This is a genomic window from Synechococcus sp. MU1643 (genome assembly GCF_020514095.1).
GTDB lineage: Bacteria > Cyanobacteriota > Cyanobacteriia > PCC-6307 > Cyanobiaceae > Parasynechococcus.
In genome coordinates this window covers 91,687-111,316 of sequence record NZ_VTKY01000003.1, presented here as the reverse complement: position 1 = coordinate 111,316, position 19,630 = coordinate 91,687, and the positions used below count along the sequence as shown (strand labels likewise).

The following is a 19,630-nucleotide window of genomic DNA, read 5'->3' as shown; positions in this document are numbered from 1 at the left end:
GCGCCGCTACGTTACGGGTATTGAGCCGTCGTACATCATGGCCAGCCTGCTCGATCAGCTTTCACAAATGACCGTGGTCGTTGCCGACACGGGTGATCTGGAGGCTATCCGTAAGTTCACCCCCAGGGATGCCACCACCAACCCGTCGTTGATTCTGGCTGCTGCGCAGATTCCGGCCTACCAGAACCTGATTGATGAGGCGTTGCGGTCATCGCGCAAGTTGATGGGTAGCGACGCAGCGGTTGAAGACGTGGTACGGGAGGCGCTCGATGAAATCAGTGTGATTTTCGGTAAGGAGATTCTCAAGATTGTTCCCCGTCGTGTGTCAACGGAGGTGGATGCTCGCCTGAGTTTTGATACCGACGCCACGATTGAAAAGGGGCGCAAGCTGATTCGTTTGTACAACGATGCCGGCATAAGCAACGATCGCGTGCTGATCAAAATTGCTTCCACTTGGGAAGGCATAAAAGCCGCCGAGGTGCTGGAGAAAGAGGGAATTCACTGCAACCTCACCCTGCTGTTTGGTTTCGGTCAGGCGGTTGCCTGTGCCGAAGCCGGCGTCACCCTTATTTCCCCCTTCGTCGGGCGCATCTTGGATTGGTACAAGGCAGAAACCGGGCGCGACTCCTATCCCGGGCAGGAAGATCCCGGCGTGATTTCGGTGACCAAGATCTTCAACTACTACAAGACTCACGGCTACAGCACGGAGGTGATGGGGGCGAGCTTCCGCAACATCGATGAGATCACGGAGCTGGCAGGTTGCGATCTGCTCACGATTTCACCGAAGTTGTTGGATCAACTCCGTGAGAGTGATGCCGTGCTGACTCAGAAATTGGATGCGGCCCATCCCACGGATGGCGAAGCCAAGATCCACGTCGATCGCACCAGCTTTGACGCATTGATGCAGGACGATCGGATGGCCAGCGACAAACTCACCGAGGGAATCAAAGGCTTCAGCAAGGCAATTGAAACGCTGGAGCATCAACTGGCCCATCGTTTGGCGGAACTGGAGGGTGGCTCCGCCTTCCGCCACGCCGTTTCTGAGATCTTCATGCTCAACGACATGAACGGCGATGGCTCGATCACCCGCGATGAATGGCTCGGCAGTGATGCGATCTTTGATGCCCTGGATCATGACCATGATGGTTTGATCTCTCAGGAGGATGTGCGCCAAGGCTTCGGTGCAGCCCTGGCTCTGACTTCTGTTTGAGTCGCGCTGGTTCCATGTATGCGCTCGACACCATGCGTGCCTTGTCCAGCAAGGCTGAGGTGATTCATCTCAAGCCGGGTGAAGTGCTGTTTCGTACGGGAGAAACCGGCGCCTGCATGTATGGCCTGCTGGAAGGATCCGTGCGGCTCACCTGGATCGATTCAGCAGGATATGAGGGACATGAGGACATCCTTTTAGGCCATGTGTTCGGCGCGGGGGCCTTGGTGGTGGAGGACAATCAGCGTCTGAGCACAGCCACGGCCACTAGTGAGTGCCGTTTGATTGCCATGAACCGCGACAAATTTCTGTTTGCGATTCAGGAGACGCCGATGTTTGCGGTACAGCTGCTCGCATCGATTGATACCCGTTTGTGCGATATCAAGTTGGCTGAAGGCTGAGACGGAAATTTTTTATGGGGTCCGACGATTGTTCGACATGATTTTAAGTCGTGGCTGAAATGTGTTTCTGCAATATTTATTGCAAGGACGAATTGAAGCTTTGGAGGTAAGGGGAAATGTCAGGGGAGTCGAGGTTGTATTGGTCTGCAATTGTGGAGAAGTTGTACTGGTGATCCAGTCTGTGTCTGTGTGGTGCATTTAAATGATGAAGGGCAGCTCGGATTGCATCTCTTTTTAAAGCGATGGATTGGCGCGAATAAATAGGCTTTTAACAGGAGTTTTCTCAAGCTTTTGTTGTGGTATACGGCTCGCCTAGGCCGGCTATGCCGCATAGAAACTCAGGATTGTGTTGTCTGAGGAAAGCAACTGAGTTTTTCGGTTAATCAGTGAGAATGATCGGGATTTTGGATTTCGATCACTTGCGATGCGGCCGCTCCACCTCGGAATGCAACTTGGACTGTCCCGGCTGAGTCTTGGAATCCTTGGCGTGCTCATCCTGGGACTGCTGAACCGTCTGTTGATTTAAGACATCCAGCTGCCGGCGTCGCTGGCGGCCTTGGCCGTGGGTGGTCAGCAGTTGATGGGGTTTACCCGCGCCTGGTTCGGCCATCGCTCCGATCGCATCCCCCCCCAGCCTGCTGCGGCGCACCCCCTTCATCGTCATCAGCTCGTTGGCGATCGCCCTGTTGTTCGGGGTGGCCTGCCAGCTGGTGCTGCGCTTGGCCAATAGCATGGAGGCCTACGGCGGAGAGCTCAATGGGCTGCTGATTGGCCTTCTGATTCTCGTGTTCGTGGCGATCGGCACGGCAATTGCCGCTGGTGGAACAGCCTTTTCGGCCTTGATCGCCGATCGCACCACGGAAGCCGAACGGCCGCGGGTCCTGTCGGTGTTGATGCCACTGGTGTTGCTGGGGCTGGGGGTGGTGTCTGTATTTGGCGTGGAACGCCGCATCACAGGTTTGACGGTGCCTGTGGGTTCTGAACCTCCCGATGTTCCCCAGCGGTTGGCCTTGCACCTGCCCCAGCTGCTCTTGAAACTGCGCACCATCCCCCAGGCGGGGCGTTTCTTGGGGTTCTCTGCCTGTTCACCTTCAGCATGTTTCTCAACGATGCGGTGTGGGAGCCCTATGGCGCCGCCGTCTTTGGCATGAGTGTTTGTGCCACCACCTCGCTGAATGTGTTGATTGCCCTTGGTTTCTTTGGCGGCTTGGGGCTCAGTGGCTTTTGGTTGATTGAGCGCGTCGGACACATCCGCACCGCCAGGGTGGGTGCGGTGCTGGCCGCACTGGCCTTGATGCTGATGCTGTGGGCTGGGGCGGAGCAGTCCATCCCCCTGTTACGGACTGCCGTTGGCTTGTTTGGTTTGTCGCTTGGGGTGTGTATGAATGCCTGCGTCACCTGATGTTCAGCTTTGTCCAACCCGGCCGCACCGGCTTTCTGCTTGGTGTTTGGGGTGCGGGTTATGCCTATTCCTGCGGCCTGGCCACCATCAGTGGGGGCGGGCTGCTCACCTTGCTCAAAGCTTGGAACGGGGGTGATTTGTTCGCTGCCTATTGCGGTGTTTTTGCCCTGCAGATGGTTTGTTTCCTTGGTGCAGCGTTGATGACGCGCCGTTTGGATGTGGTGGATTTCCGCAACACGGTTAAATCCGCTTCAGCGCTGTGATGGAGATGTCTGTTGATTGAGGCTTGGATGGAGAGCCGGATCCACTAGAAACGAATCCCTTGAATTGCAGTGAATGGCACCGCTGCAGATCGTTTGGTTCAAGCGTGATCTGCGCATCGTTGATCACCGGCCCTTGGCTGCTGCTGCCGAACGGGGCCTAGTGCTGCCGTTGTATGTGGTGGAGTACGAGTTGTGGCAGCAGCCCGATTCTTCTGAGCGGCAGTGGCTCTTCTGCCAGGAGTCGCTTGTGGAGTTGCGTCAGGCCTTGGCGGATCTGGGCCAGCCCTTGGTGGTGCGCGCCGGTGATGTGGTGCAAGTGCTGGAGCGGGCCCGGCGCCAGTTCGGCATCGATGGGCTGTGGAGCCATGAGGAAACCGGCAACGGCTGGACTTACCAGCGCGATAAACGCATTGGGGCCTGGGCTCGTCAGCACGGCATCGCCTGGACGGAAATCCCGCAGTTCGGGGTGACGCGCCGGATGCGCAGTCGCAATGGCTGGGCCAAACGCTGGGAGGTTCAGATGACGGAGCCCATCACGCCAGCGCCGGCCGCGTTGCAACCGCTGGAGGACATTGATCCTGGTGTGATCCCTGAGCGCCCCTGCTCAGACCTGCGTTCGGATACGTGTCCGCAGCGTCAGATCGGCGGGCGTTCGGTCGGCCTCAAGGAGTTGAGTGACTTTCTGCAGAACCGTGCCCAGCGCTATCAACGGTCGATGTCGAGCCCCAACACCGCTTTCATTGGTTGTTCTCGGCTTTCGACGTATCTCACCTGGGGTTGTCTTTCGATGCGGGAGGTGCTGCAGGCCAGCCGCACCCATAGCGGTCGCGGCGTCAGCAGCTTTGAATCAAGGCTGCACTGGCACTGCCATTTCATTCAGAAGCTGGAGGATCAGCCCGCGATTGAATTCACCGATTTCCATCCGTTCATGCGGGGCATTCGAGCAGTGGATGCTGAGCGTTTGACGGCCTGGAGCGAAGGGTGTACTGGCGTCCCCTTTGTGGATGCCTGCATGCGCGCCTTGCAGGCCCATGGCTGGATCAACTTCCGCATGCGGGCGATGTTGATGTCCTTCGCCAGCTACAACCTCTGGCTTCCCTGGAGGGACAGTGGTCTGCATCTGGCCCGTCAGTTTGTTGATTACGAACCGGGGATTCACTGGAGCCAGTGCCAAATGCAGTCGGGCAGCACGTCGATCAACACGATTCGGATTTACAACCCGATCAAGCAGGGGATGGACCACGACCCCCATGGGTTGTTCATCCGTCAGTGGTGCCCTGAACTCAAGGATGTGCCTACGATTCACATCCATGAGCCTTGGATGCTCGGCGGTGGTATGCCGGAACCGATCGTTGATGTCACCGCATCAATGCAGGACGCTAAGGATCGGATCTGGGAGATCCGTCGATCGGCCGGGTTTGACCGCCATGCCGATGCGATTCAGCGCAAGCATGGCTCCCGTAAGGCGGGGTTAAAGCCAACAACCTCCCGCCGCCGGCGCAAACCTCAGCAACCCGACAACGGCTGCCATCAGCTCAGCCTTGGCCTTTAGTTGCGCTGTAGCAACAGCCGTTTGATCACCCGTTGGGCGATGTCGCCGTAGCCCATCTCCCCGGAGAGAATCTGAGCAATCCGGCGTGGTGCTGTGGGCCGCTTGATCCCCAGCTGATACCCCACACCGGGGAAGCGATAGAACACCTGGGCAATGCGCCGACCCCAGGCCATCGACTCACCCCAGCGCTCCCGCATGCTGCGGCTGTAGCCCCGCAGATCTCGACTGTCGCCTTTGAGCCATTGGCTCAGATGTCGAGCCGCCTCGCAGCCACTCATCAGGGCAGGGCGTAGCCCTTCCGCCAGAAATGGATCGCACAGTGATGCTGCATCGCCGACCACCACAATGCCGTTGCCATCCAGACGGTGATGGCCGTTCCACACCCGCAGTTGCCCCCGTTTGCGGATCCCAGCATCGGCGGCGAAACCCAGATCGGGCAGCAGCTGGGCCAGCACCTGCTCCGGGTCGGCGTCCTGCTTGCCGATGAAGCTGCCTACACCGATGTTTACCCCGCCAGCGAGGGGGAAGGCCCAGGCGAAGCCCTGTTTCACCAGGCCGAATTCAAAGCGGGTCATGCCATCGTTGAGCCTGCCTTGACCCTCGAGCCTCACCGACATGGTGGTAGCCATCTGTGGTTGTTTTGCCCCCAAGCCGAGCCGTCGGGGCCAAGGGGACCCCGAACCATCGGCGATCACCACGGCCCGCCCCTGCCAATGGCGACCATCGGTTGCCGTCACTTGCCAGATATCTCCATGACGACGGATGTCATTGACCTCAACGCCCGTAAGGCGTTCAGCCCCAACTTGAATGGACTGGTCTGAGAGCAGTTGATCCAGCGTTTCGCGGCGCACGATCCAGAACGGTGCATCCCCGGGTAGCTCGGCGACCACCGGATCCTCCAGGCACCAACTGAAATCCACCTGACGGATTACCTGTTCCACCGCTGGCTCCAGGGAAAACGGGAACCACTGCTGTACAGAGGCTGCCATGCCACCACCGCAGGGTTTGACCCGCGGCCCGTCGTCGCGCTCAAGCGTCAGAACGTCATGGCCCGCCGCCGCGAGATGCACTGCTGCCGCACCACCAGCGGCCCCGGACCCGACGATCAGAACATCGCGGGTACGTTCAACTCCGTTGCTCACACCTTGAGGATGTCGGCTTCCTTGTTGGCCAGGTGCTTCTCGAGTTCAGAAATGAATTTGTCGAGTGTTTTCTGAACGCTGTCTTGCTCATCGCGGCTCTGGTCTTCGGAGAACTCACCCTCCTTCTCCTGCTTTTTGATCTTGTCGATCGCGTCGCGGCGCAGGTTTCGCAGCGCCACCTTGCCTTCCTCTGCGTACTTGGAGGCCAGCTTGCAGAACTCCTTGCGGCGTTCCTCGGTAAGGGGCGGAACGTTGATGCGAATGATCTTGCCGTCGTTGTTGGGGGTGAAGCCCAGCTCACTCATGGCAATTGCTTTTTCGATCGAGGCCAGGGCGCTGATGTCGAACGGTTGGATCTGGATCGTCTGGGAATCAGGGGTCGACAGGGTGGCTAGAGACTTCAGCGGCGTGTCAGCGCCGTAGTACTCCACGCTGATCCGGTCCAGCAGTGAGGAATTGGCACGGCCGGTGCGGATGGTGTTGAAGTTGCGCTGGGTGGCCTCCACCGACTTGCGCATGCTGGCTTCGAGGTCCTGGGTCGACATGGTTGCTGAGGGAGGAGGCGTGCGTACTGGGAGGCGTTGTTTAGGCGGGGTCGCCGATGCGGGACCCGATCGGTTCCCCGGCCACGGCTCTGCCGATGTTGCCAGGTTCAAACAGGTTGAAAACAACAATCGGGATGTTGTTGTCTTTGCAGAGGGCGATGGCGGTGCTGTCCATCACTCCCAATTCGCCGCTGAGCACATCCTGGTAACTGAGCTGCTCATGCTTCACCGCATCGGCGTGCTTGGCCGGGTCCTTGTCATAGACCCCATCCACCTTGGTGGCTTTGAACACCACATCGGCATTGATTTCGGCGGCCCGGAGGGCAGCGGTGGTGTCGGTGGTGAAGAAAGGGTTTCCGCAACCGGCTCCGAACACCACCACCCGGTTTTTTTCCAGGTGTCGAATGGCTTTACGGCGGATGTAGGGCTCCGCTACTTCCTGCATGGCGATGGCGGTCTGCACCCGGGTGGGAACGCCGGCCCTCTCGAGCCCGTCTTGGAGGGTGATGGCATTCATCACCGTGGCCAACATGCCGACGTAGTCAGCTGTGGCCCTTTCCATTCCCGCTGCAGAACCCTTAAGGCCGCGGAAGATGTTGCCGCCGCCTACGACGATCGCCAGTTGGGTGCCACTGGCCACCACCTTGGCCACATCGGAGGCAATTGACTGAACAATCGCGGGATCGATGCCATAGCCCTGAGATCCCATCAGAGCTTCGCCGCTGAGTTTCAGCAGGACGCGTGTGTAGGTCATCTACGGTCCAGATCCTTTCGACAGTAGCAAGCACTGGCAGAAGCCTTTGATCGCCGCTTGGATGGGGAAACCGCGGCTGTTTGATGCCAGAGAGCGATGCCACCCAAAGCGGTGTGATGGCCCGTCTCACGCTTTCCGCCCTGGAACGGGCCAGCCAGGATCCAGACTGTTGGCGTGAGCCTGTGGTGCACCGCGCTCTGTTGGTGAGTGGGCTGTCGGTGCTCACCGCGGCCACCCGTCATCTTCAGGGCGATCTGGAGGCGGCTGAAGCGGCCTAAGGCTGGGTTGTTGGTTGTTCAACCCTCAAAACTCGATGCCCGCCTGGGCCTTCACCCCCTGTTCGCGGAACGGGTGGTGCACCAGGGTCATCTCTGTCACCAGATCGGCCCGCTCCACCAGCTCGGCTGGTGCGCCACGGCCGGTCACCGCAACGTGGGTGAGCTCTGGTCGCTCGTTCAATCCGGCAATCACCGTACCGGCCTCGATGTAGCCCAGTTTCAAGGCCACATTCAGCTCGTCGAGCAGCACCAATTTCACGCTGTCATCGCGCAGGTAGCCCAGGGCCGTCTGCCAGGCCGCTTCTACCAGTTGTTGATCCCGCTCTCGGTTCTGGGTTTCCCAGGTGAAGCCTTCCCCCAGGGCATGCCAGTTGACCTGCTCGCCGAAGGCCTGCAGTGCTCGTGCTTCACCGGGCTCCCAGCCCCCCTTGATGAATTGAACAATCGCCACCCGCTCGTCATGGCCAAGGGTGCGAAGCACTAGCCCAAGCCCGGCGGTTGTTTTGCCCTTGCCCTGGCCGGTGAACACCAGCACAAGCCCCTTCTCCTTATCGCGTTCCTCCACCCGTTGCTTTTGCACCTGCTGGCGCCGCTCCATCCGTTTGCGGTAACCGGCGTTGTCTGTTTCGGGGGCGAGCTTGCCCCCCATGCCCAGCTCTGCGGCGGATTGATCGAGGTCGTTTGTGCTCATGGAAGGAGGGGCGTTGTTGGTTCTATCGAGGCCGAATTGCGGTGATGCGTTGTATAGCCCGTCCCGCCAGCAGCTCTTGGCTCACGCTGCTGAACCCGAGTTGCTCCAGCTCGGTGGGGAGGTCGTCCTCCAGCATGGCGGTGGCGGTATCGGTTTCAAACAGGGCGCAAAACACTTGTTGGGGAAGCTTCAGCCAAGGCCCGGCCGGATGCAGATCCACAAGCACCAACCAGCCGCCCGGTTCCAGCAGCCGCAGGGCACTGCGCAGCACCCTCTCCCGATCGCTGCGGGGGAATTCGTGCAGGGCCACGCTCAGCTGGATGGCACTGAAGCTGGCATCGGCCAGCGGCGGATCTTCGGCGAGCCCCTCCACCCGCTCCAGGGCGGGGTGGCGTTGGGCGGCGAGATCCAGGGCGCGGGGGGAAACATCGAGCCCGGTCACGGCATAGCCCGCCGCTAGCCATGGGGCCGCTGCTTCCCCACTGCCGCAGCAGAAATCCAGCACTGCCGCTCCAGGTTTGAGATGGGGCTGCAATGCCTCGAGCCCTAGGCCGCGCAGGCGCTCCACCCCACCCACACTCAGCGACGACACCGCAGTCACTGTGTCGTAAATCCAGCGGTAGCGGTAGGCCAGCGGCCTCAGAAACGACGTCATCGTTGATGTGCAGAAGGGCAGTCAGGTTGATGTCAGGCCGGTTGCCGGGCCAGGGCTGCATCCACCGCCTGCTGCTGGTCACGCCGGGTGATCCAGTGGTGATAGGTGCGGGTGTGGATCGTTACCGAGTGGCCCATCATCCTGGCGGCAACGGTGTCAGGCAGGCCGACGTGGATGGTGCGCACCGCCCAGGCGTGGCGCAGGTCGTAGGGGGTGATCGGCAGGTTGTAGCGGCGGAACTGCTCACTCACCCGCCGTCCCACCTGTTGCAAAGTGGTGCGCCGCAGATCGGTTTGGATCGCCGGCAGGGCGGCTGGGTTCTCCGCCAGCTCCTGCAATCCAAAGCACTCGACCCAGTCGGGGTGGAACGGCCAGCTCTGGTGCTCACCGGTTTTGGTGGTCGGCAGCACCCGCAACACCTGATCCCCGCCTGGGGCCAGTGAGGAGCAATCACAGAAGAACACCTCGTGGTTGCGCAGGCCGTAGGTGGCCATCAGGGCAAAGGCCAGGCGCCACTGCGGATTGGGAATGCAGCCTGCGGCCTCGAGGATCTGTGGATCGGTGGGCAGCTGGCGGAAGCGGGCCCGATGTAGGCCATAGCCGCCGGCCTCTTGGCGCCAGTCCTCCGGTAAGGGCAGCTCCAGATGCCGGGCCAGCGCGCCCAGGGCCGTGGCGCACTGCTGCCGGCTGCGGCTGCCGTCGTCGTAACTAGTCAGCGTTTGCATCAGCAGCGCTGGCTCCAGCGGCTGATCACTGCACTGACGCGCCAGTCGCCTGAGGTAGGGCAAGTAGGCACTGGTCCAGGTGGTGCGACTGCTCGCTGCTGAACGGCGTCGACGCGGGTCGGCAAAAAAGGCTGCTTCGAAGCTTTCGATGGCGGTTTGGATGCTGATCGAGCGCCCCTTGGCTTTGGTTGGCGAGGTGGGGGCCGACCAGAGCGTCCAATCAAAACTGCGCTGCTCAAATTGCAGCTGCACCAGGGCAGCAGTGCTGAGTGCTTGATTCAGTCCGGCTGGATCGGCCATCAGCCCCAGGCTGATGCGTTGCAAGCCGTTCTGGCTCGGATCCCCGCGCAATGGCAGAGACCCGCGCAGGTTCAGGCGTCGTCCGCGCTGTTCGATGCGCAGGCGTGACCCTCGTGCCGCCAGCTGCGCATTGGCGGTCTCCAGCGCACTTTTGAACTCCATAAATGTGTCGTTGGAACCAAGGATCGCGTCTGTGGCGGCTACGCTCAACCCCCGAAAAGCGTTCTGATGGATATGTCCCGCGTCGGTGTCGTCCTGCTGAATCTGGGTGGCCCGGAGCGTATCCAAGACGTTGGACCGTTTCTGTACAACTTGTTCGCCGATCCGGAAATCATTCGGCTACCCAGCCCGGCGCTGCAGAAACCGCTGGCTTGGTTGATCAGCACCTTGCGCAGTGGCAAGTCGCAGGAGGCCTATCGCTCCATCGGTGGCGGATCACCGCTGCGGCGAATCACGGAGCAGCAAGCCCGGGAACTTCAGAGTTTGCTGCGTCAGCGCGGCATCAATGCCACCAGCTATGTGGCCATGCGCTACTGGCATCCATTTACCGAATCCGCAGTGGCGGATATCAAGGCCGACGGCATGGATGAGGTCGTGGTGCTTCCCCTCTACCCCCATTTCTCAATCAGCACGAGTGGGTCCAGTTTCCGCGAGCTTCAGCGCTTGCGGCAGGCGGATCCCGCGTTTGAGAAGTTGCCGATTCGCTGCATCCGCAGCTGGTTTGACCACCCGGGCTATGTGAAGGCCATGGCCGAGCTGATAGCTACAGAGGTCCGTAATAGCGACGATCCCACGAAGGCCCATGTCTTCTTCAGCGCCCATGGTGTGCCAAAGAGCTACGTCGAAGAGGCCGGCGACCCCTATCAAAAAGAGATCGAATCCTGCACCGGTTTGATTATGAAGGAGTTGGCCGGTCAGATGGGCCACGACAACCCCTTCACCCTGGCGTACCAAAGCCGTGTGGGCCCGGTGGAGTGGCTCAAGCCATACACCGAGGAGGCCCTTGAGGAATTGGGCCAAGCGAAGACCAACGATCTGGTGGTGGTGCCGATCAGCTTCGTCAGCGAACACATCGAGACGCTTGAGGAAATCGACATCGAATACCGGGAGTTGGCCACCGAGGCTGGCGTGGTGAATTTCCGCCGGGTGCGCGCTCTCGATACCTACTCCCCCTTCATAGAAGGCTTGGCGGATCTCGTGGCCACCAGCCTTCAGGGCCCTGAAGTGAGTCTCGACGCGGCGGCGGAGCTTCCCAATAAGGTGAAACTCTATCCCCAGGAAAAGTGGGAATGGGGTTGGAACAACAGCTCTGAGGTCTGGAACGGCCGTCTGGCCATGGTCGGTTTTTCGGCATTTTTGCTGGAGCTGATCAGTGGTCAAGGGCCGCTGCATGCGCTCGGTCTGCTCTGATCAAGCCAGGGGCGCTTCGGGCCCTTAACCTTGAGGGTCATTGACCTGTCGCCTCTGTGACTCTCACCTCAGCGTCTTCGGCCGTCACTGGGCAGCAGGCCGGTCACGGTGTGCAGAGAATGTCTGGGGCGACAGCCCTGATGGATGCCTTGCGGCGCCATAGCGTCGACACGATTTTCGGCTATCCCGGCGGCGCGATTCTCCCGATCTACGACGCACTTCACATCGCCGAAAGTGAGGGTTGGGTCAAACACATCCTTGTGCGACATGAGCAGGCCGGCACCCACGCGGCCGATGCCTACGCTCGCGCCACCGGCAAGGTGGGCGTTTGCTTCGGCACATCGGGGCCCGGTGCCACCAACTTGGTGACTGGTATCGCCACCGCCCAGATGGACTCGGTGCCCATGGTGGTGATCACCGGCCAAGTGCCGCGTCCGGCGATTGGCACCGATGCCTTCCAGGAGACCGACATCTTCGGCATCACCCTGCCGATCGTGAAACATTCCTGGGTGGTGCGCGATCCGGCGGATCTCGCCTCCATCGTTGCCCAGGCTTTTTTGATTGCAGCCAGCGGTCGTCCAGGCCCCGTGCTGATTGACATCCCGAAGGATGTCGGCCAGGAGATGTTCGACTACGTGCCTGTTGAGCCCGGATCAATTGTTCCCCAAGGCTTCCGTAAGCCTCAGCCCCCCCGGGATGAACCGATCCTGTCGGCGCTTGAGCTGATCGCCGAGTCAGAGCATCCTCTGCTCTATGTGGGCGGTGGTGCGATCTCAGCCGGTGCCCACGACAGCCTGCGGGTGATTGCCGAGCGCTACCAGATCCCCGTCACCACCACCTTGATGGGGAAGGGCGCCTTTGATGAAAATGACCCCCTCTCGGTGGGCATGCTCGGCATGCACGGCACGGCCTACGCCAACTTCGCCGTCACCGAATGCGATTTGCTGATTGCTGTTGGAGCCCGTTTTGACGATCGGGTGACCGGAAAGCTCGATACCTTTGCCCCCCGGGCCCGGGTGATCCACTTCGAAATTGACCCGGCCGAAATCGGCAAGACCCGCCGTCCCGATGTGGCGGTACTGGGTGATCTGAGCCTAAGTGTGGCGCGGTTGGTGGAGCTGAGCTTGCAACAGCAGGTGCAGCCCCGCACGGCCCCTTGGTTGGCGCGCATCGCTGAGTGGAAAAAGACCTATCCCCTCACTGTTCCTCCCGCCGACGGCCCCTTATTCCCCCAAGAAGTTCTGCTGGCCGTTCGCGAGTTGGCACCGAATGCCATCGTCACCACAGATGTGGGCCAGCATCAGATGTGGGCTGCCCAGTACCTGCGCAATGGGCCCCGGGGCTGGATCAGCAGTTCCGGTCTCGGCACCATGGGCTTTGGCATGCCGGCCGCGATGGGCGCCCAAGTGGCTTGCCCCGATCGTCAGGTGGTGTGCATCGCGGGTGACGCCAGCATCCTGATGAACATTCAAGAGCTGGGAACCCTGGCGGCCTATGGCCTCCCGGTGAAGGTGGTGATCGTCAACAACCACTGGCAGGGCATGGTGCGCCAGTGGCAGGAGAGTTTCTACGAGGAGCGCTATTCCGCCTCCGACATGCTTAATGGCATGCCGGACTTTGTGGCCCTTGCCCGCTCCTTCGGTGTCGACGGCGTGCACATCCGCGAGCGGGAGTCGTTGCACAGTGATCTCCAGGCGGCGCTCAAGGCCCCCGGCCCGATGTTGATCGACATCCACGTTCGTCGTGGTGAGAACTGCTATCCGATGGTTCCCCCGGGCAAAAGCAATGCTGAAATGGTTGGCCTGCCGGCTCCCATGCCGGTTCTCAACGCCCCGACCTCTTGATTCGTCTTGTCTTAATCGGCTTTTCCGTGCTGCTTTGGGCCGTGCCCGTACAGGCTGCTGAGGTGCTTCAGGTGCGCAGCAGTTCACTGCTCCAGGTTGGCGATCACAACCGCACTTACACCGTTGCCCTGCCCTGTGCTGTCGTTGATGCGAGCCAGGAAGCCGAGGCCACCGCATGGCTCCGCCAGGAGCTGCCGCGCCGCCGCAAGGTCAATTTGCGGCCGGTCGGCTCCAGTGAGGGTCAGCTCATGGCTCGGGTGACCCCGATCGGTGCTACGCGCGACCTCAGCACTGGCTTGATTGCCGCTGGTTTGGCCAGCAACAGCTGTGGGGTCGATGGCTGATAACCGCATTGCCAGGGGCATTGTGTTGGTGCCCTGCCTCCTTCTTGGGGCTGCCTTTCTGGCCACAGCCGCATGGGGGCAGGGCGCCGCAGCTGAAAATCGCACCCTTGCCATTGGCATCGGTGCTGGCTTGCTTTTGGCGGGTTGGTTGTCCCAGTTGGGCGGCGGCTCTGAGACCTCTATGACAAAACCAGACGAGTCCGACCCCTCTCGCTAATTGGCGGGGATCGGGTTGCTTCCCTCCGATCCCATGTCGAAGCCTGAGTGGCGACGTTGGCCTTGGCTGTCGTGGTGTGTTGTGGCAGCCACGCTGATCGGCTGCCAGTCGATCGTTGCCAGTGGCGTCAGCTGCCCAAGGTTGGCGGTGCTGCTACCGATGGGGCAGCGTGATGCCGAATTGCGGCATAACTTCCTCCAGGGCTTTCGTCTGGGCCAGGCTTCGGTGGAGGCCTGTGGTGAGCCCTTCCCGAAGGTTGCTTGGCATTGGACCAACTCCAGCGAGGCGCCCGATCCGCAGTTGATGCCATCCATTGATCTCAAGCTTCTGGTGGCTCCCCCGTCTGCGGATCTGAGGGCCTTTGCCGCCTTGGCTCACGAGCGGGGCCTCACCGTGCTGCTCCCCTATCAGCGTGGCCAGTCGCTGGACACCCTTAAAAGGCCGTGAACGGATCTGGCCGCTTGTTCCCTCCCGTCAGGAGGATCTGAAGGCGATGGTGGCGGCGGAGATGGAGGCCGGCTGGGGACGGGAAATGGTGGTGGAGGACCCTTCTGCCCTCGAGTCCACTAACTCCAGTGCCTTTGTGGAGCTGTTCCAGGCCGCTGGCGGCATTGTTGAAAGCTACGAAGCGCAGCCTGTCCAGCGGGTGGATCCCAGCAACAACGGGCGTCTGCAACGGTTCAAGGACGATATGGCCTGGTCGTGGGTGCCCACTGTCGTGGTCGCCGATGCCACAGACGGCCTTTTCTCCCAAGAGCTGCGGGCTGAGCAGCAGCAGGGGCGCTTCGGCGGTGGTGCGCCGCTGACGCCGAACTGGATTTGGCTCACCGAGGCGGAAGATCTGCAGGATGCGCCCGCGGTGCCCTGGCAACAGCTTGGGCTGCAGCACCCAGCCCGTGGTGTGGCTTGGGCTGAATTTCAACAGGGTTTCAAGCATTACACCGGCAAGGCTCCAACCTTGCTCGCGGGTGCGGATTTTGATACGGCGCGGCTGTTGACCCTTGCCGATGCAGCCCCCTTGCCGCTGACTGCTGACGGGGGCATTGATGCGATGGGTTGGTTGGTTGGACCCCGATCAGAAGGAAGCCGTCCCGATTTGCCAGGCCTTTGATCAGCGTCGACGCGCGGAGCGCCTGCGCCTCCAGGCCGTGGCCAGTGATTCCCGCTTTCGTGCTGGCCAGGCCCTGGCCGGTCTGATCCAATGAGGTCTGGGGACAAGACCTCGAGATGCTGCGACTGAGTGAACTAAAGCTGCCCCTCGACCATGGGGAGGAAGCGCTGCAGGAAGCGGTGCTCAAGCGTTTGCGGATCCCCGTCGATCGTCTTTTGGGTCAGACCCTGGTGAAGCGCAGTGTTGATGCGCGGCGCCGTGACCGGATCCAGCTGATCTACAGCGTGGATGTGCAGGTGAAGGGTGAAGCCGCCCTGTTGCGGCGCATCGGCAACAAAGCTCGTGTGCGTCCGGCGCCAGACACTCGCTACCGGCCCGTGGGCCAGGCGCCGGATGGCTTTCCTCTAGACGCGGGCGATCGGCCTGTGGTGGTGGGGGCGGGCCCCTGCGGCTACTTCGCTGCTCTGCTGTTGGCGCAGATGGGCTTTCGCCCGCTGTTGCTGGAACGGGGTCAGGCCGTCAAGCAACGCACAGCTGACACCTTCGGCTTCTGGCGGGGTAATAGCCCTTTTAACCCGGAATCGAATGCCCAATTCGGTGAGGGTGGAGCGGGAACGTTTTCTGACGGCAAGCTCTATAGCCAGGTCAGCGATCCCGAGCACTACGGCCGCAAGGTGCTGGAGGAGCTGGTGGCCTGTGGCGCCAGCGAGGAGATCCTCACGCTGCATCGCCCCCACATCGGCACGTTCAAGCTCGCCACAGTTGTTCGCGGCCTGCGGGCTCGGATTGAAGCCCTGGGAGGTGAGGTGCGTTTTAACAGTCGCGTGACACGCCTTCTTCTCAGCCACAGCAGCTCTGAGAAGCCGCATCAACTATGTGGCGTGGTGCTGGCCGATGGAACGGAGATTCCCTGCCACCATCTGGTGATGGCTCCCGGCCATTCCGCGCGCGACTGCTTTGAAATGCTGCAGGAGATCGGTGTGCAGCTGCAGCGCAAACCGTTTTCCGTGGGCGTGCGGATTGAGCACCCGCAGCATCTGATTGATGCAGCCCGCTGGGGGGAGGCGGCGGGCCATCCGCGTCTCGGGGCAGCCGAGTACAAGTTGGTGCACCACGCCGACAACGGCCGCTGCGTATACAGCTTCTGTATGTGTCCTGGTGGATTTGTGGTGGGGGCAACGTCGGAAGAAGGCCGGGTGGTGACCAATGGCATGAGCCAGCACTCCCGCAACGAGCGCAACGCCAACAGCGGGTTGGTCGTGGCCCTGGACGCCGATGACCTGGCTCCGTTTGAACGCTTTCCCGGGGATCCGTTGGCGGGCATCGGCCTGCAACGGCATCTGGAGGAGCGCGCCTTTCGCTTGGGGGGCAGCAGCTATGCCGCACCGGCGCAGCGGCTGGAGGATTTCCTGGCCTCTCGGCCGTCAACCCGGCTCGGCGCCATTGCAGCGTCCTATCAACCGGGTGTGCATCCCGCCGATCTGGCTGAGCTGCTTCCAGCCTCCATCATTGAGGCCTTGCGGGAGGCGTTGCCGGCCTTTGCCCGCAAACTGAAGGGGTATGACCACCCCGATGCAGTGCTCACCGGCGTGGAAACCCGCACTTCATCGCCCGTTCGCATCCCGAGGGATGACGCACTGGAATCGATCAATGTGAAAGGGCTGGTGCCGGCGGGTGAAGGGGCGGGCTATGCCGGAGGCATCCTGTCGGCTGGAATCGATGGCATTCGGGCTGGTGAAGCCTTGGCTATCCAGATCCTGGGTAGCAACCCTCATTAACCTTCAGCTGCTGCAGGGGGCTTGCGCCACGATCCCACTCCACTGCACTGCTTTCACCTGATCCCGTCGCCAGGAGTGGAACAGCTCGGGTTCACAGATGGTGCAGAGCGGGCAGTGGGCGATTCGTTCGCCAGCTATTCCTGCACCCATGAGTTGCAATTTTGCGGCGGTTCGGATGTCCAAGCGATGTCGCCCCGGTTGCTCATCGGCGATAACAGCCCCGGTCTTGCTTAAGGAAGTCCCGCCGGGCAACGCGGCGCTGACGGCCTGCATCACCTCCTGGCCCACCTGATAGCAGGGGCCGCTGACGGCAGGGCCTAGTGCAATGACCAGATCCTCTCGACGGGCACCCCGCTCCACCAGCCGATCCAGTGCTGTGATCAGGATTCCAGCTGCCACCCCACGCCATCCGGCATGACAGGCCGCGGCATGCCCTGTCCCTGGATCGGCGATCAGAACGGGCGTGCAGTCGGCTCCGCATACCCAGAGGCTCTGGCCTCCGCGATCACTCACCAGGCCATCAGCCTCAGGCCAGGGATCCTGACGGGCGTCGCTGGCCTTCAGAACGATTCCACTGTGGATCTGCTGGGGCCGGTGAACGCTGATGCCAGCGCTGATGTATCCCGCCAGTTGGTCGGGCCCGCGGCCCTGCCAGAGACGGGTGAAGAATCCGTGCTCGAAACCCTGTTCATGGAGAAGATCGCTCTGGAGGTAATAGCCCCCGTAACAACCGATCCAGGTCCAGCCCTTCAACGTGTTGAAGCGGCTGTCTGGTCGATCAAAAGGCCCGTCTTTCATCAGCCCTCAATCAGGCCATCGGGATGTCCCGCAGCATCCAGAAGCCGCCGAAGGTCTGTTCTTCGGGGCTGGCTTGGATCGCGATGAATTGGAGGCCGCGCACCTGCTGTTGCGAGGTTGCGAGGGCTTCGCCGATCTCGGCGGCTATGCCCGGTTCTAGGTCGCTCACCAGCCAGCGGTCGTCCTGGCCAGCCTCCAGCACCAGCTGGCGGTCTTCAACGACCATCCGGACGGGCTCTAGACCCCCTAACCAGCCAGCCATGGCGAGGGATCTGCTCTGGCTGAACAGGCGCAGACCAGGCACAGAGGCCTCTGGGTCGATGCCATCGGGCACCGGCAGTAGCCCGCTGAAACTCATCGGCCATTCCGATGCCTCCAGCAGCAGGCTTGCCGGCAGGGCGGCCCAGCTCCAGGCGTCTCCTTGAACTTCTTCCGGCAAGGGCACCGGAGGGGTTGGAACGGGCGCCGGCGGCGGTGCCAATGGCCCCGCCATGAATCCCTCTTCCTCGGGGTAGACCTCCCTCTCGCGCTGCTGGAGCCAATCGAGCAGGGCGAAAGTGCGGCGACTGGGAATCACCTCGAGGTCTTGTTCGGCTGCGGCGCGCTGCACCATGGTGCGCATCGAACTGCGCCAGCAGCGCAAACGAACGGGAGAACCCCAGCCTCCGCTCGCGGATGCCTCCTTGGCTTCTGCCAGGGCTTGGCTCAACCAAAGCGAATTCACTTCACCAGAGGGACATACCTTGGCGAAGCGAAATGGCTCTGCATCGCCGCTTGCGGCGGGGGTGGAGGTGATCAGCAGTTCCCAACGCTTGCGGCCATCTGCCTCAAGGATGGGTCGGGAGTAGAAGTCGAGTTCCCAGTCTTCAGCGGCTGTCAGGGCAGCAGTTCTCATCCGGCGGATTGCTCCTGCTGCTTCAGCATGTTCTGGGCCCGGCTGGCGCGATCGGCGGCTTCAGCCATCACTTTGTCTTTTTCAATCAGCAGCTCTCCGGGGGGCCCTTCGAGCAGGGCTGTGTTGAGGCCAATGCGTCCGCGTCCCGGGTCCAGTTCCGTGATCAGGGCGGAGACGCGGTCGCCCTGATCGAAAACCTCACGGATCGAGCGCAGGCTGCCATTGGTGATGGCTGATTGGTGCAGCAGTCCGCTGATGCCACCGAGGTCGATGAACAGGCCGTAGGGCTTCACAGCAGCAACTTGGCCTTCCACCAATTGGCCCACTTCCAGATCCTGGAAGCGTTCGGCGACAGCGGCTCGTTTCTCTGACAGCACCAGCTTGCGCGTCTCTGAATTGACCTCGATGAAGGCCACGCCCAGGGTCTTGCCCACCAACTCCTGGTGATTTTCACCGTTTTGGAGTTGAGAGCGGGGAATGAAGCCCCGCAGCCCTTCGAGATCGCAGGTGACACCGCCGCGGTTGAAGCCATTGACGATGACTTGAACCACTTTTCCCTGTTTCTCCATCTCTTTGACTCGGTCCCAGCTTTTGCGCAGCTCCAGGGCGCGACAGCTGATCGTGACCATCCCATCGGCGTTCTGCTCACGGGTTACGAGAACTTCAACCTCCAGGCCCTTGGGGAAGCGTTCTCGGAAATTGGTGACAACACCAAGGCCTGATTCGCTCTTGGGCATGTAACCGGGGGCTTTGCCGCCGATATCCACATACACCCCATCGTTTTCGATGCCTATTACAGTGCCCTTTACAACTTCACCTGTGGTGCCAACAGGAGCGTTCTGGTCCAGGGCTGCGAGGAAGGCTTCTTCATCGAAATCGAAGTCATCCACGCTGCGCGGTTGGTTGCGCTGCTCCTTCGTGGGTTTCTGATCCGGCGCACCCATCAGGTCGGCCATGGTCATGCCTTCCATGCCGCCCATATCGAACAGCGCGTCGTCATCCATTCCTGGAGACGAGGTTGGTGCCTGCTGGACCGGTCGCGGAGGGGTGGCGATACCCGCCCGTTCCTCAAGGATGCGTGCCTTTTCTGCTGCAGCCTCTGCTGCTGCCCGTGCTTCAGCCGCTTCCCGAGCCAGCTTTTCCTGCTCCTCGCGGCGGTTGATCTGCATCACCTGCAGCGGTTTCGTCGCTGCCGGCTTGGGTGCCTTGGGGCGGTTGGGCTGCGGACTGCCGGCTGCGGGCATGGACCATTGGGCTTGTCGATCGCCCATTTTGACAGGCTGGGCTGTGATTAGCAGCTCCTTGCCTGTTCAACTCG

At 61.3% G+C, this 19,630-nt stretch carries 23 protein-coding genes and 1 pseudogene; 14 read left to right on the top strand and 10 right to left on the bottom strand.

Annotated elements, in window-relative coordinates; all coding sequences use genetic code 11:
- The first annotated feature begins 37 nt into the window (after positions 1-37).
- Together FZX09_RS06725 and FZX09_RS06720 are read left to right on the top strand one after the other, a co-directional pair.
- The gene (locus FZX09_RS06725) at positions 38-1,210 is read left to right on the top strand and encodes a transaldolase (RefSeq protein ID WP_226401378.1); all 1,173 of its coding nucleotides are present in this window, start codon (positions 38-40) and stop codon (positions 1,208-1,210) included.
- Positions 1,211-1,224: 14 nt separating this feature from the next.
- Positions 1,225-1,608 carry a cyclic nucleotide-binding domain-containing protein gene (locus FZX09_RS06720; protein ID WP_226401376.1) on the top strand — a complete coding sequence of 128 codons (384 nt, stop codon included), beginning with the start codon at positions 1,225-1,227 and terminating at the stop codon, positions 1,606-1,608.
- Between the two features lie 415 nt (positions 1,609-2,023).
- On the opposite strand, the gene FZX09_RS06715 is transcribed toward FZX09_RS06720, so the two are convergent.
- Positions 2,024-2,272: a hypothetical protein gene (locus tag FZX09_RS06715; RefSeq protein WP_226401375.1), complete on the bottom strand. Its 249-nt coding sequence runs from the start codon at positions 2,270-2,272 to the stop codon at positions 2,024-2,026.
- 7 nt (positions 2,273-2,279) lie between these two features.
- Here FZX09_RS06715 and FZX09_RS06710 point away from each other — a divergent pair, with 7 nt between their 5' ends.
- From FZX09_RS06710 to FZX09_RS06700, 3 genes and pseudogenes are all read left to right on the top strand, one after another.
- On the top strand, positions 2,280-2,759 hold the full coding sequence (locus tag FZX09_RS06710) for a PucC family protein (protein ID WP_255599729.1): 480 nt from the start codon (positions 2,280-2,282) through the stop codon (positions 2,757-2,759).
- Positions 2,705-3,273 (top strand): annotated as a pseudogene (locus FZX09_RS06705) (PucC family protein). Before FZX09_RS06710 ends, FZX09_RS06705 begins: the two are co-directional and overlap by 55 nt.
- A gap of 73 nt (positions 3,274-3,346) precedes the next feature.
- On the top strand, positions 3,347-4,825 hold the full coding sequence (locus FZX09_RS06700) for a deoxyribodipyrimidine photo-lyase (RefSeq protein WP_226401373.1): 1,479 nt from the start codon (positions 3,347-3,349) through the stop codon (positions 4,823-4,825).
- Here FZX09_RS06700 and FZX09_RS06695 read toward each other — a convergent pair.
- The 3 genes from FZX09_RS06695 to pyrH are packed head-to-tail and all read right to left on the bottom strand — an operon-like array spanning position 4,822 to position 7,266.
- Positions 4,822-5,967 (bottom strand): geranylgeranyl reductase family protein, encoded by a 1,146-nt coding sequence (locus tag FZX09_RS06695; RefSeq protein ID WP_226401371.1) that lies wholly within the window; start codon positions 5,965-5,967, stop codon positions 4,822-4,824. The genes FZX09_RS06700 and FZX09_RS06695 overlap by 4 nt on opposite strands.
- Positions 5,964-6,512 carry a ribosome recycling factor gene (gene frr, locus FZX09_RS06690; protein ID WP_226401369.1) on the bottom strand — a complete coding sequence of 183 codons (549 nt, stop codon included), beginning with the start codon at positions 6,510-6,512 and terminating at the stop codon, positions 5,964-5,966. Before frr ends, FZX09_RS06695 begins: the two co-directional genes overlap by 4 nt.
- A 40-nt stretch (positions 6,513-6,552) precedes the next feature.
- A complete protein-coding gene (pyrH, locus tag FZX09_RS06685; RefSeq protein ID WP_226401367.1) occupies positions 6,553-7,266 on the bottom strand; it encodes a UMP kinase in 714 nt (237 codons plus the stop codon).
- Between the two features lie 83 nt (positions 7,267-7,349).
- On the opposite strand from pyrH, the gene FZX09_RS06680 reads away from it, so the two are divergent.
- Positions 7,350-7,544 carry a hypothetical protein gene (locus FZX09_RS06680; RefSeq protein WP_226401365.1) on the top strand — a complete coding sequence of 65 codons (195 nt, stop codon included), beginning with the start codon at positions 7,350-7,352 and terminating at the stop codon, positions 7,542-7,544.
- Positions 7,545-7,569: 25 nt separating this feature from the next.
- Here FZX09_RS06680 and cobO read toward each other — a convergent pair whose 3' ends face one another.
- From cobO to FZX09_RS06665, 3 genes are read right to left on the bottom strand one after another with little or no spacing between them, the layout of a single operon-like run.
- Positions 7,570-8,235 carry a cob(I)yrinic acid a,c-diamide adenosyltransferase gene (gene cobO, locus FZX09_RS06675; protein ID WP_226401363.1) on the bottom strand — a complete coding sequence of 222 codons (666 nt, stop codon included), beginning with the start codon at positions 8,233-8,235 and terminating at the stop codon, positions 7,570-7,572.
- Positions 8,236-8,257: 22 nt separating this feature from the next.
- The gene (locus tag FZX09_RS06670) at positions 8,258-8,890 is read right to left on the bottom strand and encodes a class I SAM-dependent methyltransferase (protein WP_226401361.1); all 633 of its coding nucleotides are present in this window, start codon (positions 8,888-8,890) and stop codon (positions 8,258-8,260) included.
- 32 nt (positions 8,891-8,922) lie between these two features.
- Positions 8,923-10,077: a site-specific integrase gene (locus FZX09_RS06665; RefSeq protein ID WP_226401660.1), complete on the bottom strand. Its 1,155-nt coding sequence runs from the start codon at positions 10,075-10,077 to the stop codon at positions 8,923-8,925.
- A 72-nt stretch (positions 10,078-10,149) separates the two neighbouring features.
- On the opposite strand from FZX09_RS06665, the gene hemH reads away from it, so the two are divergent.
- Genes hemH through FZX09_RS06625 form a run of 8 tightly spaced genes read left to right on the top strand, consistent with a single transcriptional unit; the run spans position 10,150 to position 16,619 of the window.
- Positions 10,150-11,325: a ferrochelatase gene (gene hemH / locus FZX09_RS06660; protein ID WP_226401659.1), complete on the top strand. Its 1,176-nt coding sequence runs from the start codon at positions 10,150-10,152 to the stop codon at positions 11,323-11,325.
- A 56-nt stretch (positions 11,326-11,381) separates the two neighbouring features.
- Complete coding sequence (gene ilvB / locus FZX09_RS06655; RefSeq protein ID WP_226401359.1) at positions 11,382-13,169, top strand: biosynthetic-type acetolactate synthase large subunit; 1,788 nt, start codon at positions 11,382-11,384, stop codon at positions 13,167-13,169.
- Positions 13,166-13,513 (top strand): nuclease, encoded by a 348-nt coding sequence (locus FZX09_RS06650; protein WP_226401357.1) that lies wholly within the window; start codon positions 13,166-13,168, stop codon positions 13,511-13,513. Before ilvB ends, FZX09_RS06650 begins: the two co-directional genes overlap by 4 nt.
- Positions 13,506-13,730: a GIVxVP protein gene (locus FZX09_RS06645; protein ID WP_226401355.1), complete on the top strand. Its 225-nt coding sequence runs from the start codon at positions 13,506-13,508 to the stop codon at positions 13,728-13,730. The genes FZX09_RS06650 and FZX09_RS06645 overlap by 8 nt, the downstream gene beginning before the upstream one ends.
- 33 nt (positions 13,731-13,763) lie before the next feature.
- Positions 13,764-14,177, top strand: a complete 414-nt coding sequence (locus FZX09_RS06640) for a hypothetical protein (RefSeq protein WP_226401353.1) — start codon at positions 13,764-13,766, stop codon at positions 14,175-14,177.
- A complete protein-coding gene (locus FZX09_RS06635; RefSeq protein ID WP_226401351.1) occupies positions 14,143-14,841 on the top strand; it encodes a hypothetical protein in 699 nt (232 codons plus the stop codon). Before FZX09_RS06640 ends, FZX09_RS06635 begins: the two co-directional genes overlap by 35 nt.
- Positions 14,795-14,935, top strand: a complete 141-nt coding sequence (locus FZX09_RS06630; protein WP_226401345.1) for a hypothetical protein — start codon at positions 14,795-14,797, stop codon at positions 14,933-14,935. The genes FZX09_RS06635 and FZX09_RS06630 overlap by 47 nt, the downstream gene beginning before the upstream one ends.
- Positions 14,936-14,957: 22 nt before the next feature.
- A complete protein-coding gene (locus FZX09_RS06625; protein WP_226401344.1) occupies positions 14,958-16,619 on the top strand; it encodes an NAD(P)/FAD-dependent oxidoreductase in 1,662 nt (553 codons plus the stop codon).
- Between the two features lie 3 nt (positions 16,620-16,622).
- Here the strand turns inward: FZX09_RS06625 and pgeF are convergent, their stop codons facing one another.
- Genes pgeF through FZX09_RS06610 form a run of 3 tightly spaced genes read right to left on the bottom strand, consistent with a single transcriptional unit; the run spans position 16,623 to position 19,556 of the window.
- Positions 16,623-17,417: a peptidoglycan editing factor PgeF gene (pgeF, locus tag FZX09_RS06620; protein WP_226401343.1), complete on the bottom strand. Its 795-nt coding sequence runs from the start codon at positions 17,415-17,417 to the stop codon at positions 16,623-16,625.
- 10 nt (positions 17,418-17,427) lie between these two features.
- The gene (locus tag FZX09_RS06615; RefSeq protein ID WP_226401342.1) at positions 17,428-18,312 is read right to left on the bottom strand and encodes a Tab2 family RNA-binding protein; all 885 of its coding nucleotides are present in this window, start codon (positions 18,310-18,312) and stop codon (positions 17,428-17,430) included.
- Positions 18,309-19,556, bottom strand: coding sequence for a S1 RNA-binding domain-containing protein (locus FZX09_RS06610; protein WP_226401658.1), 1,248 nt, complete (start codon positions 19,554-19,556; stop codon positions 18,309-18,311). The genes FZX09_RS06615 and FZX09_RS06610 overlap by 4 nt, the downstream gene beginning before the upstream one ends.
- Between the last annotated feature and the right edge of the window lie 74 nt (positions 19,557-19,630).

Excerpts from the sequence above, each read along its gene's own strand:
- FZX09_RS06680 (WP_226401365.1), top strand. The coding sequence starts at position 7,350 with ATGCCAGAGAGCGATGCCACCCAAAGCGGTGTGATGGCCCGTCTCACG.
- cobO (WP_226401363.1), bottom strand. The coding sequence starts at position 8,235 with ATGAGCACAAACGACCTCGATCAATCCGCCGCAGAGCTGGGCATGGGG.
- FZX09_RS06645 (WP_226401355.1), top strand. The coding sequence starts at position 13,506 with ATGGCTGATAACCGCATTGCCAGGGGCATTGTGTTGGTGCCCTGCCTC.
- FZX09_RS06615 (WP_226401342.1), bottom strand. The coding sequence starts at position 18,312 with ATGAGAACTGCTGCCCTGACAGCCGCTGAAGACTGGGAACTCGACTTC.
- FZX09_RS06700 (WP_226401373.1), top strand. The coding sequence starts at position 3,347 with ATGGCACCGCTGCAGATCGTTTGGTTCAAGCGTGATCTGCGCATCGTT.
- FZX09_RS06725 (WP_226401378.1), top strand. The coding sequence starts at position 38 with ATGGCCAGCCTGCTCGATCAGCTTTCACAAATGACCGTGGTCGTTGCC.
- FZX09_RS06720 (WP_226401376.1), top strand. The coding sequence starts at position 1,225 with ATGTATGCGCTCGACACCATGCGTGCCTTGTCCAGCAAGGCTGAGGTG.
- FZX09_RS06715 (WP_226401375.1), bottom strand. The coding sequence starts at position 2,272 with ATGACGATGAAGGGGGTGCGCCGCAGCAGGCTGGGGGGGGATGCGATC.
- FZX09_RS06640 (WP_226401353.1), top strand. The coding sequence starts at position 13,764 with ATGTCGAAGCCTGAGTGGCGACGTTGGCCTTGGCTGTCGTGGTGTGTT.
- FZX09_RS06625 (WP_226401344.1), top strand. The coding sequence starts at position 14,958 with ATGCTGCGACTGAGTGAACTAAAGCTGCCCCTCGACCATGGGGAGGAA.
- pgeF (WP_226401343.1), bottom strand. The coding sequence starts at position 17,417 with ATGAAAGACGGGCCTTTTGATCGACCAGACAGCCGCTTCAACACGTTG.
- FZX09_RS06670 (WP_226401361.1), bottom strand. The coding sequence starts at position 8,890 with ATGACGTCGTTTCTGAGGCCGCTGGCCTACCGCTACCGCTGGATTTAC.
- frr (WP_226401369.1), bottom strand. The coding sequence starts at position 6,512 with ATGTCGACCCAGGACCTCGAAGCCAGCATGCGCAAGTCGGTGGAGGCC.
- pyrH (WP_226401367.1), bottom strand. The coding sequence starts at position 7,266 with ATGACCTACACACGCGTCCTGCTGAAACTCAGCGGCGAAGCTCTGATG.
- FZX09_RS06665 (WP_226401660.1), bottom strand. The coding sequence starts at position 10,077 with ATGGAGTTCAAAAGTGCGCTGGAGACCGCCAATGCGCAGCTGGCGGCA.
- FZX09_RS06610 (WP_226401658.1), bottom strand. The coding sequence starts at position 19,556 with ATGCCCGCAGCCGGCAGTCCGCAGCCCAACCGCCCCAAGGCACCCAAG.
- hemH (WP_226401659.1), top strand. The coding sequence starts at position 10,150 with ATGTCCCGCGTCGGTGTCGTCCTGCTGAATCTGGGTGGCCCGGAGCGT.